At 53.2% G+C, this 14,057-nt stretch carries 20 protein-coding genes and 1 tRNA gene; all 21 read right to left on the bottom strand.

What is annotated here, in order from left to right; all coding sequences use genetic code 11:
• Window positions 1-72 precede the first annotated feature (72 nt).
• The 21 genes from BN2106_RS01370 to BN2106_RS01275 all read right to left on the bottom strand — a co-directional run bounded on the left by BN2106_RS01370 (window position 73) and on the right by BN2106_RS01275 (window position 13,913).
• Window positions 73-1,806: a DUF8193 domain-containing protein gene (locus BN2106_RS01370; RefSeq protein ID WP_050696779.1), complete on the bottom strand. Its 1,734-nt coding sequence runs from the start codon at window positions 1,804-1,806 to the stop codon at window positions 73-75.
• A 63-nt stretch (window positions 1,807-1,869) separates the two neighbouring features.
• Window positions 1,870-2,412, bottom strand: coding sequence for a DUF6550 family protein (locus BN2106_RS01365; protein WP_050696778.1), 543 nt, complete (start codon window positions 2,410-2,412; stop codon window positions 1,870-1,872).
• A gap of 96 nt (window positions 2,413-2,508) precedes the next feature.
• Window positions 2,509-3,054, bottom strand: a complete 546-nt coding sequence (locus BN2106_RS01360; RefSeq protein ID WP_050696777.1) for a hypothetical protein — start codon at window positions 3,052-3,054, stop codon at window positions 2,509-2,511.
• Complete coding sequence (locus BN2106_RS01355) at window positions 3,051-3,446, bottom strand: DUF4320 family protein (RefSeq protein WP_050696776.1); 396 nt, start codon at window positions 3,444-3,446, stop codon at window positions 3,051-3,053. The genes BN2106_RS01360 and BN2106_RS01355 overlap by 4 nt, the downstream gene beginning before the upstream one ends.
• Before the next feature lie 12 nt (window positions 3,447-3,458).
• Window positions 3,459-4,328 (bottom strand): secretion protein F, encoded by an 870-nt coding sequence (locus tag BN2106_RS01350; protein ID WP_082236311.1) that lies wholly within the window; start codon window positions 4,326-4,328, stop codon window positions 3,459-3,461.
• A 132-nt stretch (window positions 4,329-4,460) separates the two neighbouring features.
• Window positions 4,461-5,390 carry a type II secretion system F family protein gene (locus BN2106_RS01345; protein WP_050696774.1) on the bottom strand — a complete coding sequence of 310 codons (930 nt, stop codon included), beginning with the start codon at window positions 5,388-5,390 and terminating at the stop codon, window positions 4,461-4,463.
• Window positions 5,387-6,739 (bottom strand): CpaF/VirB11 family protein, encoded by a 1,353-nt coding sequence (locus BN2106_RS01340; RefSeq protein ID WP_050696773.1) that lies wholly within the window; start codon window positions 6,737-6,739, stop codon window positions 5,387-5,389. The genes BN2106_RS01345 and BN2106_RS01340 overlap by 4 nt, the downstream gene beginning before the upstream one ends.
• Entirely contained in the window at window positions 6,736-7,548 is an 813-nt protein-coding gene (locus BN2106_RS01335; protein ID WP_050696772.1) for a nucleotide-binding protein, read from the bottom strand. Before BN2106_RS01335 ends, BN2106_RS01340 begins: the two co-directional genes overlap by 4 nt.
• Window positions 7,549-8,373, bottom strand: a complete 825-nt coding sequence (cpaB, locus tag BN2106_RS01330) for a Flp pilus assembly protein CpaB (RefSeq protein ID WP_050696771.1) — start codon at window positions 8,371-8,373, stop codon at window positions 7,549-7,551.
• A gap of 186 nt (window positions 8,374-8,559) precedes the next feature.
• Entirely contained in the window at window positions 8,560-9,000 is a 441-nt protein-coding gene (locus BN2106_RS01325) for a prepilin peptidase (RefSeq protein ID WP_050696770.1), read from the bottom strand.
• Window positions 8,990-9,220, bottom strand: a complete 231-nt coding sequence (locus BN2106_RS01320; RefSeq protein ID WP_050696769.1) for a DUF6133 family protein — start codon at window positions 9,218-9,220, stop codon at window positions 8,990-8,992. Before BN2106_RS01320 ends, BN2106_RS01325 begins: the two co-directional genes overlap by 11 nt.
• A gap of 37 nt (window positions 9,221-9,257) precedes the next feature.
• Window positions 9,258-9,599: a SpoVG family protein gene (locus tag BN2106_RS01315; RefSeq protein ID WP_050696768.1), complete on the bottom strand. Its 342-nt coding sequence runs from the start codon at window positions 9,597-9,599 to the stop codon at window positions 9,258-9,260.
• A gap of 42 nt (window positions 9,600-9,641) precedes the next feature.
• On the bottom strand, window positions 9,642-10,190 hold the full coding sequence (locus BN2106_RS01310) for a YodL domain-containing protein (RefSeq protein ID WP_050696767.1): 549 nt from the start codon (window positions 10,188-10,190) through the stop codon (window positions 9,642-9,644).
• A 12-nt stretch (window positions 10,191-10,202) separates the two neighbouring features.
• On the bottom strand, window positions 10,203-10,823 hold the full coding sequence (locus BN2106_RS01305; protein ID WP_050696766.1) for a hypothetical protein: 621 nt from the start codon (window positions 10,821-10,823) through the stop codon (window positions 10,203-10,205).
• A gap of 4 nt (window positions 10,824-10,827) precedes the next feature.
• On the bottom strand, window positions 10,828-11,112 hold the full coding sequence (locus BN2106_RS01300) for a division/cell wall cluster transcriptional repressor MraZ (RefSeq protein ID WP_050696765.1): 285 nt from the start codon (window positions 11,110-11,112) through the stop codon (window positions 10,828-10,830).
• Window positions 11,102-11,533 (bottom strand): hypothetical protein, encoded by a 432-nt coding sequence (locus BN2106_RS01295; protein ID WP_050696764.1) that lies wholly within the window; start codon window positions 11,531-11,533, stop codon window positions 11,102-11,104. The genes BN2106_RS01300 and BN2106_RS01295 overlap by 11 nt, the downstream gene beginning before the upstream one ends.
• A 27-nt stretch (window positions 11,534-11,560) precedes the next feature.
• Window positions 11,561-12,523, bottom strand: a complete 963-nt coding sequence (locus BN2106_RS01290; RefSeq protein ID WP_050696763.1) for a DNA adenine methylase — start codon at window positions 12,521-12,523, stop codon at window positions 11,561-11,563.
• 132 nt (window positions 12,524-12,655) lie between these two features.
• The gene (locus BN2106_RS01285; RefSeq protein WP_050696762.1) at window positions 12,656-13,027 is read right to left on the bottom strand and encodes an LPD28 domain-containing protein; all 372 of its coding nucleotides are present in this window, start codon (window positions 13,025-13,027) and stop codon (window positions 12,656-12,658) included.
• Between the two features lies 1 nt (window position 13,028).
• A complete protein-coding gene (locus BN2106_RS16650; protein WP_242846225.1) occupies window positions 13,029-13,271 on the bottom strand; it encodes a hypothetical protein in 243 nt (80 codons plus the stop codon).
• An 18-nt stretch (window positions 13,272-13,289) separates the two neighbouring features.
• Window positions 13,290-13,544, bottom strand: coding sequence for a hypothetical protein (locus tag BN2106_RS16645; RefSeq protein ID WP_242846224.1), 255 nt, complete (start codon window positions 13,542-13,544; stop codon window positions 13,290-13,292).
• A gap of 280 nt (window positions 13,545-13,824) precedes the next feature.
• Window positions 13,825-13,913 (bottom strand) — tRNA-Ser (locus tag BN2106_RS01275).
• Window positions 13,914-14,057 lie beyond the last annotated feature (144 nt).

The following is a 14,057-nucleotide window of genomic DNA, read 5'->3' as shown; positions in this document are numbered from 1 at the left end:
CCTTTCTTTGTGAGGGTAAAAAGCGCAAGGCCACAGCTTTTTTCGAGCTGCGGCCTTGTTTTTTCTCTGTTTTTAATGGGGTTTTTGGGGCGCAATGTGCCAGTCATCCCAAAGTGATCCTCGGATGGTGATATTATCGGTAAAGTTAAGGGAGAGCATCCCGTCCGGTGTCCAACTGTCAATCAGCCAAGTGTGAGGGGTGTAGCTTCCGTCCGGGTACCAGATGGGCGTGAAGTGTGTCCTGCTCCCATAGGTGCTGTATTGATTTTCCTTAAACTCAAACCGGGCGCTGTAGCCGGAACTCATGCGCTCCAGAAGCCGCCAGTAGGTCTGGTATGCGAATTCCGGGAAGTAGGTTACCGCAGTCTGTGCACCGGTAACCGCCGAGGACTGATTGGTGCTGACACTTGCGGTGACCGTCTGGTTAAAGCCATAGCCGGACTTCATGCTTTTTCCGCTGGCGGTAGGGCTCTTGTCATCCGGCTTGATGCTCATGGAGGCAGACAGGCTGGCTTGATACCGGTCGAGGTCAAACTCCCACCAGCCATGATCCTCCCACCAGCCGTTGTCTACCCAATGACCGCCATCCTCGCCATGATCGCAGTAATCCCAATCGGAAATCCATACCCAATATTCCTGCCACCAAGGTCGCCAGACACTCCAGCTCGCCGAGGTTTTCTGCGGCTTATTGACCACGGACGGCCTTGTATACCCATCATTTCGGTCGTCTGCTACCGGATTGGGGGGTGGTTTTTTATCAAGGTCAACGATATTTACATTGATGGTGGCCTTGCTGGAGCTGCCGCCTCCCGATACGGAAACGGTAATGGTCATCTTCTGCGGAGTGCCGGGCGTTGTCCAGCGTATCCACGCCAGCTGGCTGTCGCCATTCGGATAATAAATATTGCTGACCTTGAGGCTTTTGCCGTTCACATAAAAAGTGGCGGACACCGGCTTATCCGGATCGCTCTGACCGCCGCTGACAGTGATGGCTGTGATGACTTCGGTGTTCACCCGGTACTCATAATCATAGACCGACACATCGGGCGGTTCGGCAGGCCTATCCTTAAAGCGCACGATACCGAGACCAAGGGCGGCTTTGATATCTACATTGGAGGCTGCGGCGCTTTTGCTGCCCGACCATGCGGGATAGCCGAGGTCGGCCACCTCCAAGAACATGGACAACGGCAGATTCTTATGTGAAAGAGAAACCATTCGCTTGCGAAGCAGACCGCCGACCTGAGCATCATACAGGGCGGCTTCGGTGGCTGTAGTTAACACCATCACACCCTCAAATTTATAAAAGGCAAACGGCTCAATGAGTAATTTATAGTCACCGTTAATTAACACATCGAAGTCCATTCCTACAGTTTCTGAAATAGACCGGATGACTTGCTCATCGGTGAAATAACTCTTGATAGCAGCGATGTTATTGCTGCCGCTGGTGCTGATAATTCGGGGCAAAGACTGTGCCGGGTTTTTAAAGGTATATCCTCCCTGCACAGGAGAGAGTCCTCTACCGCCAGTGTATTGCAGTTTGCTAACCTTTCCAAAATGATAGATGCTGGAGGGAGGTGTTTTATTGGTGAGGTCAACGGGTGTTGTCACAGCAGTGTGGTCACTTGCCCGAACTACCGTCACCCGCACACCATCATTACCGGGAGTCCATGAATTAGTGCTGGTACCATCGCCCATACCACCACCGCCACCGTCCACATTGCCCTCACCAATGGCATAAACCGAAACCGGCGAAACCAGACAAAGCAGCAGTGCCAGTGATAGAAAAACAGAAAACAATCGCTTCATTTTATCTCCTTTCCGCAACAAAAAAGCACGGCATAAACCGTGCTTTTCTGCTGCTTATTCTATTTAGTCCATGTCACCGATTTTGTTGCCATTCTCATACATATTATCAAGTCGTTCCCCTTGATTGGCTCCTGCATTCGGCACATTGTCAAAACCCGGCAGCCCACCGCCACCCTGCGGTTTGCTTTCGGGAGGAGTCGTTTTTTTCTCAGTATCCTCCGGTTTGTAGACAGGCGGGGCATCGGTGCTTTCGGGAGTAAAGTCATGGTCTTTATCCGAGCTGGGTGTCCTGTCAGTGCCATCCGCTGTTTTTGGATTCTCCGGGGCTTCCGGCTTTACCGGATCGGACTGGAGCTTCTGCTCCGGCAGGTCGGTTTGAGGCGGCAGGGTTTCCACCGGCTGCGAGGGTGTATGATTGGGCGGCGTGACCACCACATCAGGCGGCTGCACCTCCGGCGTTACTGAAGAAGAGCCTTGCTCCGACTGAGGCAGGGTATCCGGTTTATCGGGAGCCTTGGCGAACTGCATTCCAATAGCGACCAGAAGTGCCAGTCCGAGAACCGATACCCCTGCAATGGTCAGCCTTTTCTTTGTTTTCTCTGTCATATTGAACCCCTCCTTTGAGAAGTGTAAAATGCTACCTTTTTGTATTTTTCACCATACTATATTTTTTTCCAGAAGTCCAGACAATTTCCCGCACAGTTAAAACACCTCGGTATACCCTGCCTGAACCTTGAGCTTGATTTTCATGGACGGAAGCTGCTTGCCGCCGAAATAGACCGGCACCTCCAGCCAGATTGTGGCATCAGCCTCGAAGCGCTGGACGTTTCTTGGAGAAGAAGGTGCCAGCGGCGCATTGCGAATGGTGACGTCCAAGCCGGAGAGCTTGTATTCGAGCGCATCTCCGGAATACTTTACATGGCTGCCGCTGATTTCTTCCGTACCGAGAACACTGTCCATGTAGCTGTAGATATCGCCGGTGTTCACGCTGTAGTAGAAGGAGGAACCGTCCGGCTGATAGCCGCCGCTGTATCCCTCACGAACTCCATGATACACATCGGCATAGTTGTCGTTGACAGTGACGATGATGGCATCCTGCAGGGCTTCTTTTGCGCCGCTGGCGATAATATTCAGCCTGAAAAACTCCATCACGCCGCACAGAATGAGGATAAGCGCCAGTGTAATGGCCACCACCAAAGGGAAGCCGTTACCGGCCTTGCATTTGAGAATTCTTCTCAGCTTGGTCATTTGTGGTACACCTCGCTTTTCCCGGAGGCCTCTGAGCGCAGGGTGATGGGAAAAGAGCCGAAGCCGCCGAACAGCCCGATATTCATATCCAATGTTAAGGTGACGGTGATTTCTCCATTGAGCTGGATACTGCCTGTCTTTGACCATGAAATCCGGGGACTCAGCCCGGTCTGCTCAGTGAGAACCGCTGCACGGCGGCTGGTTTCGCTGCCGACTCTGCCCGAGATTTCCGCTTCCCTGCACAGCTCGGTGGCGTAGGTATCCAGTTGGTTTTTGGCGATGAACACAGGCAGCACCCGCACCGCCAGTACAATCACCAGAACAGCACATAAGACGAGGACACACACATCAATGTAGCCCTCGCCACGTTTGGATTTTAGAATTTTCTTCATGTTCACCCCTCCCTAAAACATCCCGCCAAGAGACTTTATAATCTCAAAGGCGATGATGGCCAGATAGGTAAATAAGAAGCACATGAGCATGAGAAAGGAAAACACACGGATTTTCGGTGGTATCTTCTGCGCCTCACTCTTGAGTCGCTGCAGCTCCAGCTGCTTGAAATCGTGCGCCAGCATCTGAAAATACAAGGTGCTGTCATCGCCTCGCAGCGCACCGATGAGACCACGGGTAATATCCGACAGCATGGGCGAATTGAGCCTCGCCTCAAACCGGGTAAGGGCGGCCTCATAACTAGAGGATCGCATATCCGCTGCCAGCATGGTCAGTTCCCCGGCAAAGACTTCCCCGGCGTTTTTCTTATAACTTTCCACGATGGACAGCACATCACGGGAGGCTTTCAGTTCCTGCTCTATGCTGGCAACAAATCGGGGCAGTTCCTTTTCCACGGCAGCTCGCTTGACCGACAGCTTTTCATCGGCCTTTTTTGTTTCCTTAAAATACACCATCACCGACAGGAATACCACCACTGGCACCAGCAGCGGAAAGACTAGCCCTGCCGGGATTACAGCCAGCAGGATTGCTCCGGCCTTGACCAACGCATAGGTCTGATAAATCTCCGGCTCCATGTTCATGCCGGTGGCTTTCAGCACATTCTTCAGCCGGTGTTTGCGGTATTCGTCCATGCGGATATACCTTGATAGCTTCACCGCAAAGGTCATGAGATAGGTTTCAAAACTCCTTGCCGCTTTTTTCTCTGCTCTTGTGGTGTTCAGCATGGCTTTCGCCGTACTGAGATAAGGCAGGCGTAGCACATCCAAAAGGATAAAGAACAGACCAGCTGCCAGTGTTAATCCAAACAAAAATAGTAGTTGCAAATAGATAGACCTCCTTTGCATTAAAATCCCCCTCGGAGAGCATGGGGGGCACACGGGGGGAACTGGTTCCCGCCCGTGAGGTGCGCCGTGAGCGAAGCGAACCATATCACTTCCGCAGAAGTGATGCGCACCTTACCTCCTGTACTCAATGGGCTTTGTCAGCCGTATCACGCAAGCGGTAGAGATAAAAATGAGGGCGGCGCTGATCGCCAGAATGATCTGCCCCAGCGGGGTGTGCATCAGCGTGTCATACCAGCTTTTGTTTAAGAGATACATCAGCGGAATGTTTCCGATGACAAAGAACGCCATGATAATAAATTCCTTGCGGGGTTCAAAGACGAGATATTCCAGCTCGCCGTTCACAATCCTCATATCAGACAGCTTGCTGACGATGGGTGTCAGGGTTGTTTTGAGGCTGCGGTCATGCTGGCAGTCGCACAGGGCATCGCACCATTCCCGAAAGACCTCGTTGTCGATCTTGGTGCGCAGGATTTTCAGCGCTTCCAGCACATCGGGATCAATGAGTTTCACCCGCATCACAAAATCCTGAAACACTTGATGCACCGGCGGATTCAAATAGTGAAGGTTTTCCTCCACAGCGGTGAGGATGTTTTCACTTCTGAGGTAGGCGGTTGTCACGATGGAGAGCGCTGTTTCCAGCTCTGCCGCAATGTCTTTCCGAAAGTGGCTGGCGGTCAGCTGCACATACCAGAACGGCAGCAGCATAAAGCCCACCGCCATCACCGGAGCCAGAAAGAAATTGCCCAGCACAATGGCGATAGAGGCACCGATGCCAAACAGGAGCAGCGAGCAGGCACAGAGCAGAGAAAAGTGCTTGCTGCGCCCGGTCATGGTCAGGATATCCTGTGCCATGCGGATTTCCCGTTTTAGAAATCCCTGCTTTTGGCGGCGCTGCGCCGCCTTAATCTCATCCTTGATGGAGGACTTCTCCCTTGTGAGAAAAGAGAACAGCCCATCGGTGAATTCCATCGGCGCAAGCCCGAACAATAGAAAAGAGCCTGTGATCATGCCGATACAGGCCAGTAATTGAATGGTTGTCATGCGGATATCTTCCCTCCTTTCTTGATGGCGTTGATGCGCTCCTGCGGCATACCGTTTTCCAGCAGCCGCTTGCATAGGCTGTCCGAGACGGGATTAACCGTCACATGGTCGCCGCTGATATGGAACTGATTGTTTTCATAGCGGTTTTCACTGATTTCATACTGGAACAGGGTGCGATAGCGGCGGCTGTTGTCCGGCAGGATTTCACACTCCATAATCTCCATGAGCCGCCTTTGTTTGTTCTCCAGCTGCTTGCAGAACACGATAATGGGATAGGCCTCGGTGACATAGCCCATGAGGGTTTCATCCGACAGATCCACAGCACGCTTACAGAGAGAAACCATGCGGCGATAGGTGGATTCACAGGAATTAGAATGGATGGTGGTGACCACCGCCACGCCGGTTCGGGCTACCTCCTGTGCGGCGTTGGCCTCCGCACCACGCATTTCTCCGACTACGATGATGTCCGGATTAAAACGCAGGGAGATGTCCACAAGGTCGATCTGCTCGATGCGGTACAGCTCGTTTTCGCTGTTGCGGGTCAGGGTATGCACCACGGAATTGCTCACTTTGCCGTCCTTTTCCCGGATAAGGGAAAGCTCCCTACTGCCATTTTCAATGGTGAAGATGCGCTTATTATCGGGAATGGTGGTTAAAAGCCAGCCTGCCACAGTGGTCTTGCCGCTGCTGGTGGCTCCGGCAATGCACACAGAAATGCCGTAGCGGATGAACTCCGATAGTAAATCCAGCATTGGGGCGGTAGCCGTGCCGCCGTTTATGAAATCCTCTTTTCCCATGTTGTTGGGGTTTACAATACGGATGGATGCCGCCGCCCCTACGCTGGCATCCACGATAGGGCTTTTCATCACAGCAATACGGATATTCTCCGCAAGAGTACCTACCACCAGCGGCGATTGATCATCTAAAATCGTACCGGACACATGGAGCATCCGGCGCAGCACATTGATGCAGTGTTCGGGGCTGTCGAAGTGTTCTGTGAGCTTTTCGCAGCGCCCACCAGCGTATTGGATTTCGATATCCCGCCAGCTGTTGATGTCGATTTCTTCAATGTCCTCGCTGAAGATGTACTTTGTCAAAAAGGAGTATTCAGCCATCTCGGTGAACAGGGCATCCACCAGCTGCTGCGATGTCATGCCACGCACTGCCACACGGCTGTCCTGCACAAACTTGGCGATATACCGTTTGATATGCGCCTTGGCTTCGGAAGCATTGCCGTCCGAGAGCAGCTCGCTGTGCTGTCCGGCGATATGCTCCTGCACCTGTTGCAGAACACCACGGAAGTCATCGATTTCCTGCTCCGGGGCAAAAAATAGATTGTGCCTGCTCATACACCAAACACCTCCTTGCAGATTTTTTCAATTTCCTTGCGATAGCCCCGGCTATCCTTGAGGCCGAGGTCGGCGAACAGATTCCCGGCCAGCACCTGAGAGGCAACCTCCGGGGAGTGTGGAATCGAGAACACAGCGCTGCCCATCACCTGCTCCATGTGTTCGCTGGCCTCGCTGGATTTCACATTGCTGACCGCCTTGTACATCTTGCCAAAGTCAAAGCCGCCCATTTTCAGGTATTCCTGTTGGCTGGACAGGTAGCTGACCGATTTGAGGTCGCAGTTCATGAGCCGAAGCACCGCATCGGCCTCCAAGATGGACATGGCGGACAGCTCGTCAAAATAGATATAGCTGCTGCAGTCGATTACCACATAGCTGGCCATGTCACGCAGCGCTTCCAGCAGCTGCCGGATCAGCTCGGTGGGTGCGGTCGGATAGCAGCGCTCGCTTTCTCCCTTTTGCAGACCAATCACCGCCAGATGCCTCATGCGCTTATGGGTATTGCATCCTTGTTTCAGCAGCGTTTGGGTGATGGCATTGGCTACCAGAATGCTGCCGAGGGAATGGTCGCCCTCCAGCTCACCGGGAGGACAGATGCAGGGGATCATGGGAGTGGTCGAGTCGCAAAGGAGCAGCGCCACATCCTTTTTCTTGTCTGCCAGATACTTTGCCAGCTTGACGGCAGTGGTGGTTTTGCCGCTGCCGGGGCTGCCCCAAACCGCCAGCACCTGTGCGCCGCTTTCCTGCTGCACGTCCGGCTCCGGTTCGTCCTTGCGGCTGAATAAGCCGCCCTTTTTGAAATTCAGCATTTACGCAACCTCGCTTTCCGCAGGCGGTTCGGAGGGCGCTGACGGTTGGCTGGTTTCCTCGCTTTCCGAAGAATTGTCCGCTTCATCGGCTGATTCATCCGGGTACAGCTCAGAAAGCACCGCATCCTGCGCCTCGGTAAACTTCGCCGCATTTTCCTTGCTGCCCCGGTAGACGAGAGACACATGGAGCGCACCGTCAGCCTCCAGCATAGCGAGGATTTTGCTCTGCTCCGGTGTCACCAGCAGCGTAACGGTGGAGGGCAGCTCCTTTTCCTCCGCATCCTTTTGTTCGACCGTATTGGCATCGTATCCGCTGCCTGCGGTGACAGCGATGACCTCCACATACTGCAGTTCCGGCGGAATCACCGTCACACCCTGTTTTTTGTAATCCGGAGCGATGATAGACACAATATCGCCGGAAACCAGCTTGCCGGAAAGCCCTGTGGCAAAGGTTTTGACCGATACGGAGATGGCCTGCTTTTCTCCGGTCAGATGATAGAGGTAGGCGTTTTCTGCGGCGGGAGCATCGGCGATTTTGGAGCCGATGATGTAATCCCCCGGCACCAGATCGGCGGAAGCAAATTTGCCGATCACCGTATCCGTATGCCTGACCACATCCTCCGGTAGATTGTAGCCTCCTACCTCTACGGCCTGCACCATATCCTTGGTGATGACCTCCCCGATTTTAATGGGCTTTATTACCCGTACGATTTCAGCCTTTTGGCTGATGCCTTGGTTAAACAGCGGCGTGACCGCAAAGCAGATCAGAAGCGACAGCACAATGCAGATCACGCCGATGACAGTTCTGTTTTTAAGAAAGCTCATAGCTTAAGTCCTCCTTGATTGATAAAAAGTGAAACGGCCAGCTTGAAGCTGACCGCCTTAATGATTACTGCACAACATATTTTCTGATTTTGTGCCTGCGGATAAGCTGTGGTATACTGACCGCCGCAGCTATCAGCGGCAGCACAACGCACAACAGCTTCAGAATACTTCTCCTGCTTGGTTTACTCATATAACCCATCCTTTCATGGTTATCAAATAGGCGAGCAGGCAGCCCGCCGATAAAAAGGGCGCAAGAGGGAAGGCTTTCACCGCCTCCCATCCTCGCACCTTGCAAACAATCCGGTATATCCCTGCATAGAACAGCAGCAGGCTGAGTCCCGCCGTTGCCGCAAGCAGTCCTTTGAGTAATCCCAGCACCAGACCGCAGGCTGCCATCAGCTTGATGTCGCCGCCGCCTATGCCGCCCCATAGCACAGCTGCCAGCAGAAACGGCAGGGCGATGAACAAGCCCCAGAGCCGCACCGGTGAAAAACACAGCAGGGCGCTTGCGGCGATGGCGAGGTTCAGCGTGTCGGGAATGATGCGCCTCCTAAGATCAAATACGGATGCCGCACACAGCAATAGGGCAAAAAAGACCGCCTGCACAGCGGCCAGATTATCCGGCATAATTGAACATATCTTTAATGCGCTGGGTCAGGGTGGGCAGCACGGTTTTATCGAAGAGCAGATACAGCCCTGCCAGCACCAAAGCGCCGATGACCACTGCCATCAAAATCTTGATTGCTGTGTCCACAAAACCTTCCCCGCGGGGGTTGGCCAGCGCCATTCTTGCCTTCATTGCCAGCATATTTGCCTTGTGGGTTACCTTGTTCATCATCTTTTTCATGGTGTTTTACCTCCAAAATTTTATAGGATATTTTTGCTTACATACCGCCCATCTGCATGGGCGCAGGGGCTTGCTCCGGTGCGTTTTCCTGCGGCTGCACCGGAGCCTGATTCATGGCTACGGCCTGCTGGTAGCTGTCCAGCACAGCCTTATGGAGCTGCTCCCGAAACTCCTTGGTGACAGGGAAGCAGATTTCCTTGTAGCCGTTCTCGGTCTTGCGGCTGGGCATAGAGACGAACAGGCCATCCCGACCGCCCTCCACCACCTTGATGCCCCGGATACCGAGGCAACCGTCCACCGTTGCCGAAGCGTAGGCACGGATGCCGCCGCTGGCACCGGGCGGGTACATGGAATTGATTTTTACATCTACATCGGGCATGATTTTCTCCTTTCGCATTCTGGCAATAAAAAAACAGCCCCGTCAGAACTGCATGGTCTGTGTCTGCGCCGGTGGCGCAAAGCTGATTTCCTCAAATCCGAAGCGGTCGCAGTAGTGGAAGCTGCTGCCGTTCTCATCGTACAGCTCCAGCACATCGGACATGGACAGGGAATGTCCTGCATAGCCGGGAGGGTGGGCTGTGTTGAATTTGGTATACAGCGCCTCCAGATCATTGGTTTCCACCTCGCTGTCATAGACGGTTTGGTAGTCGGATATCTGCGGCTCTCCAAAGGTCTTGCAGAAATCCGCAAGGCTGATGAAGCGCATCCGGATATCCGATTCGGGCTTTAACTGCCACACCCGGCAGTTTTTCAGCAGGGTGAGTTCTTGGGTATCTCTCTGTCCGTTGACGAGCCGGTCGTAGACACCGTCCGTCCATTTCACCTCACCGATATCCTTTTGGCGGCTGAGAAAGGCTTTCAGTTCCTCCGACTCAAACAGGAGATCAACCACCGCCTTGCCGCCGCTGGCATAACCGGCAGGGTTGCCGTAGTACAGAATAATCTCTTTTTCCATTCGGATATTTCGCATGGGCGTGCCTCCTTATGTCATGGTCATGCCTCCGTTTCCCTCATCTAAATCGCTGTGGCGAGAAAGCGGATAGGGGGCTACGGCCTGCGCTTCCTGCCGGAAGGCCTCCATCGCTTCCTCGCCGGGATACAAAAGTTGACCCTCCCGCAGCTCCAGCACACAAAAGTCATTGCGGTCGCAGATCATGATGCGATGTTGGTAGGGCTTTTGCATTTCGATGTAGTCCATCACCTCCTGCTCGCTGCAAAGCCACACACCGGCAGCGTAGCGGCCATCGGGCAGAAAGCTGTAGCCGCTGTATTTCGGCTCGTTCCTCTCAAGAGGCAGCGCATCTGCCGGTCTGATTTGGGACAGGTGCAGCTTGGCGCTCTCCGGCAGCAACTCCGGCTTTAGTACGCCGAGGACGTCACTGCGGAAGAATCGGTAGTTCTCCCCGTCAGACAGAGAGGTCAGGAACACCGAGCGCCCGATAGGGTTGGGGTTTGCGCCGTTGCCTCCGGAGCAGAAAAAGAGCTGATTCCGGTAATCCGACCGCAGGGCTTGTCTGCTGAGAACGATGACCTTGCCTTGCAGGGAGCAGTCATAGCCGGTTTCGATGCAGTCGGCGGCGGTGTAGAGCAGTTTGGGTTCCATAGGGCTATCCCTCCTTTTTCTGCTGCATGAGTGCGGTCAGGTCTGAAATGAGGGAGAGCCTTATATCGTCCGGCATGGTCTTGAACGCCGCACGGACATAGGCCTCCACCGCCTCCGGGGATTGGTCGCCCACCTCGATGATATTGATCTTCTGCACACTGACTGTGCCGTTTGACAGGCCAAGGCGCACAATGTCGCCGTAATCCATGCCGCTGGCGGTGCGCAGATCCTTGGGAATCAATACCCGGCCTTTGCCGTCCACCAGTTTGTAGATAGGCTTATGCTTCATTCTCCGCACCTCCCTCCAGTACACAGCGGATGGCATCATGGCTGATGCCGAGGCTGTCGAACAGCTTTAGAAGCTGGGGTGGCAGCTGCACCACCGGATCAGCGCTGCCGATGATGATTGCGCCGTTTTCACAGCGGATATCCAGATCATCGTCCAGCCCAATCCCTGCTGCTTCCAAAAGTGCATGAGGCACCGACAGCTCGGCAACCTCCGGCGCTTCCACCGGTTCGCTTACATGGTCGATGCCCTCCTTGGTGAGAAAAAACTCGCCGTAGCTGTTCATCTGTTTCACCGGGTGATGGGATAGGTATGCCAGATGCACCGGGTCACCGGTGGTGATGCACATGGTTTCCAACACACCGGGCGGCAGGATGATGCTACCATCCTCTGCAATCCTGCCCTTGGTTTCAATCAGTCTCATAGTCACTTCCTCCTTGCTTTCTCTGATTTAAGTGTTTGTGCCAAGCCCATATTGCGGTTCGTCCTCGTCTAAACCATATCCGCAGTCGAATAGATTCATCTGGAACGAGGCGTTCTCTCGCTCCTTGGGATTATAGTTGGTGATGATGACCTCCGGGTACTCGCAGCCGCCCTCATACCGCTGTGCCAGATTGTTCAGGCGGGTGACCGGTGTGATGGTGTAGTCCTGATACAGCTCCCGGATAAATTCACAGTCGTTGTAGCTGACCATCCATTTTCCCATGCAGTCTGCCAACGCATCCCGGAGCCGCTGGTGGTCAGTTTTCCGGAATTCCACCGCATAGTGACCCTCGGTCATATAATAGGGCGGATCGCAATAAAAAAAGGCATTGTCCCGGTCGTACTGCCGGATTAATGCCTCGAAGTCTTTATTTTCCACCACCGTATCAGCGAGCCGCCTCGATGCCTCCCAGATAACGGCGAACACCTTGCGGATATCGAAGGGCTGGCAGCCGTAGGAGGTGCATCCGCTGCCGTAGCTGTAACGGATGAGCTTGAAAAAGGCCGCCGCCCTCCATACATCGCTGGGTTCTGCTTGTTCCAGCAGGATTGCCCTCAGTTCCTCAAATTCAGGCGGGGGGAGGTTCTGCTGTGCCAGCTCCAGTTCCTCGCTCAGATATTCCCTATCGAATTCATCCTTTTCAAAGAACCGGCGCAGTACGCCAAATTCATGCCGGGAGTTGAGGGGCAGGAAGCCCAGCTGCTTGAGGAAGGCCAGCGTTCTGCTCTTTACGCAGTAGAACAGGTTGGTTAGGTTGCCGTTAAAATCGTTGTAGACCTCCATGCCCTTAAAGTCCGGCTGTCTGCCGAACAGCACCCAGCCACCGCCGCCAAAGACTTCGATGTATCTGCCGAAATCCTTGGGGAAGAGCCGGTATATGATATTGCGGAGGGCTTTCTTGCCGCCCACCCAGCTGATAAAGCTATTGATATTCCATCACCTCCCTCGGAAAAGAAAAGAGAGCCGGTGACCACTACATTTTCAGTGACATCGACTCAAACATAGCGCTAACTTTGTTCGGATCGCCGAATGCCCTTAAAATATTGGTTACATGGTTTGGCATCAGCCCATTCCTCCCATCGTCATCGTGTTTTCTGTTGCCTGTTGTTCCTTAAAATCGACTTCACTCATATTCATCCAATCCTGAAGTGAAACTGTGGTGCCTAAATAGTTCATGGAATTTTCAGGGTAATATGAGCCGTACTCATTCAGCGGAAAAGGGGATTTGCAAAGGATCGTTCCCCAATGGTTTACCATGACATGGGCTTTGACCTCCGCACAGCTGCCATCCAGATTATCCGAGTCACGGATATCGTAACAGTACAGCCCATCAGGGATAGTCTGCCTGTCGAGGCGCATATTGGTGAAGGCCACAGGCTTTCCATCAAGCTCGCAAAGCTCATATTGCTCTCTTGCTGCATGAAGCACCGCCATACTATCTACCCCCCATCGTCATGCCAAAGCCGGAGGACTGACTACCTTTCAGTTTATCCTTCGGCTTAATGAAGAAACGGTCGCTGCTATCCCAAAAGCTGACACACAGCTCGCCGTCATCCACTTTGATTTCCCTTTGCTCCAGCCCCTCGCCCCAGCCATCGCTAAATTGTCCAGAGAGCCATTCTGTCAGCTCCGCAAGCTCAGAGGAAGAGAGCGCACCGTGGGCTTGCACTTCGGTCACGCCCCACAGCTCACCGTTTCATTCCTCAACAGTCGGGTTAATGCTGTACACCTTTCGGCTGAGATCGTCATCGAGGTAAACGGCGAGGCCACGCTCACCCTCATCGGACAGCCTTTCCCTTTCAATGAGATCGAGGATTTTATCCTCATATTCTAAAATTTCCCCAGCGCTTAAATCCACCGGATTGTTCTCCAAATCTCCCCATTCATTTCGAGGGTAGATATGAGGGAAGAGGGGATTCCATAAACGGAGGGTAGTCAGTTCTTTTTTCATCGTGCATCTATCCTTTCTTTTCGTTTTTGGGCAACAAAAAAAGCGGCTGTGTTTTTCAATTACGAAGAACACAGCCGCTTAAAATTGCCCCATAGGGTATTGGCTTTATGATGTTGTCTGCCGGACTGATTCCGGCCTAAAAAGAGAAACACCCTGCTTTTCCTTAAAAAGCAGGGTGCATCTATGAAAAACGAGGGTTCTGAATTTTTCATTCAAAACCCTCGTCAGGCCGCATAAACACTGGGTTTTTCGGCCCTGCATCTATTTTGACCTAATGTTATGGCGGAAGCGGTGGGATTCGAACCCACGAGCCCGTGAGGGCTACCTGATTTCGAGTCAGGCCCGTTATGACCACTTCGATACGCTTCCGTATTTCAGATACGCTCTCTATTTTAAAGAGACAACGCGGAAAAGTCAAGCCATTTGACGAAACCGGCTTACAAAAACAGAAGAATTGAGAAAATGTGGAAGAACCGTCCAAGATAACTGCGTTGATCAAGCCTGCGCTGAACC

Source organism: Anaeromassilibacillus senegalensis (assembly GCF_001261775.1).
Lineage (GTDB): Bacteria > Bacillota > Clostridia > Oscillospirales > Acutalibacteraceae > Anaeromassilibacillus > Anaeromassilibacillus senegalensis.
Note: the sequence above shows the minus strand (reverse complement) of the source record. Positions and strands in the feature narration are given on the sequence as shown.

Bases quoted from the DNA above. Each gene is read 5' to 3' on its own strand.
- BN2106_RS01285 (WP_050696762.1), bottom strand. From the start codon at position 13,027: ATGGCGGTGCTTCATGCAGCAAGAGAGCAATATGAGCTTTGCGAGCTT.
- cpaB (WP_050696771.1), bottom strand. From the start codon at position 8,373: ATGAGCTTTCTTAAAAACAGAACTGTCATCGGCGTGATCTGCATTGTG.
- BN2106_RS01305 (WP_050696766.1), bottom strand. From the start codon at position 10,823: ATGGAACCCAAACTGCTCTACACCGCCGCCGACTGCATCGAAACCGGC.
- BN2106_RS01355 (WP_050696776.1), bottom strand. From the start codon at position 3,446: ATGAAGAAAATTCTAAAATCCAAACGTGGCGAGGGCTACATTGATGTG.
- BN2106_RS01310 (WP_050696767.1), bottom strand. From the start codon at position 10,190: ATGCGAAATATCCGAATGGAAAAAGAGATTATTCTGTACTACGGCAAC.
- BN2106_RS01325 (WP_050696770.1), bottom strand. From the start codon at position 9,000: ATGCCGGATAATCTGGCCGCTGTGCAGGCGGTCTTTTTTGCCCTATTG.
- BN2106_RS01365 (WP_050696778.1), bottom strand. From the start codon at position 2,412: ATGACAGAGAAAACAAAGAAAAGGCTGACCATTGCAGGGGTATCGGTT.
- BN2106_RS01360 (WP_050696777.1), bottom strand. From the start codon at position 3,054: ATGACCAAGCTGAGAAGAATTCTCAAATGCAAGGCCGGTAACGGCTTC.
- BN2106_RS01300 (WP_050696765.1), bottom strand. From the start codon at position 11,112: ATGAAGCATAAGCCTATCTACAAACTGGTGGACGGCAAAGGCCGGGTA.
- BN2106_RS01320 (WP_050696769.1), bottom strand. From the start codon at position 9,220: ATGAAAAAGATGATGAACAAGGTAACCCACAAGGCAAATATGCTGGCA.
- BN2106_RS01345 (WP_050696774.1), bottom strand. From the start codon at position 5,390: ATGACAACCATTCAATTACTGGCCTGTATCGGCATGATCACAGGCTCT.
- BN2106_RS01340 (WP_050696773.1), bottom strand. From the start codon at position 6,739: ATGAGCAGGCACAATCTATTTTTTGCCCCGGAGCAGGAAATCGATGAC.
- BN2106_RS01315 (WP_050696768.1), bottom strand. From the start codon at position 9,599: ATGCCCGATGTAGATGTAAAAATCAATTCCATGTACCCGCCCGGTGCC.
- BN2106_RS01295 (WP_050696764.1), bottom strand. From the start codon at position 11,533: ATGAGACTGATTGAAACCAAGGGCAGGATTGCAGAGGATGGTAGCATC.
- BN2106_RS16645 (WP_242846224.1), bottom strand. From the start codon at position 13,544: ATGAAAAAAGAACTGACTACCCTCCGTTTATGGAATCCCCTCTTCCCT.
- BN2106_RS01335 (WP_050696772.1), bottom strand. From the start codon at position 7,548: ATGCTGAATTTCAAAAAGGGCGGCTTATTCAGCCGCAAGGACGAACCG.
- BN2106_RS01370 (WP_050696779.1), bottom strand. From the start codon at position 1,806: ATGAAGCGATTGTTTTCTGTTTTTCTATCACTGGCACTGCTGCTTTGT.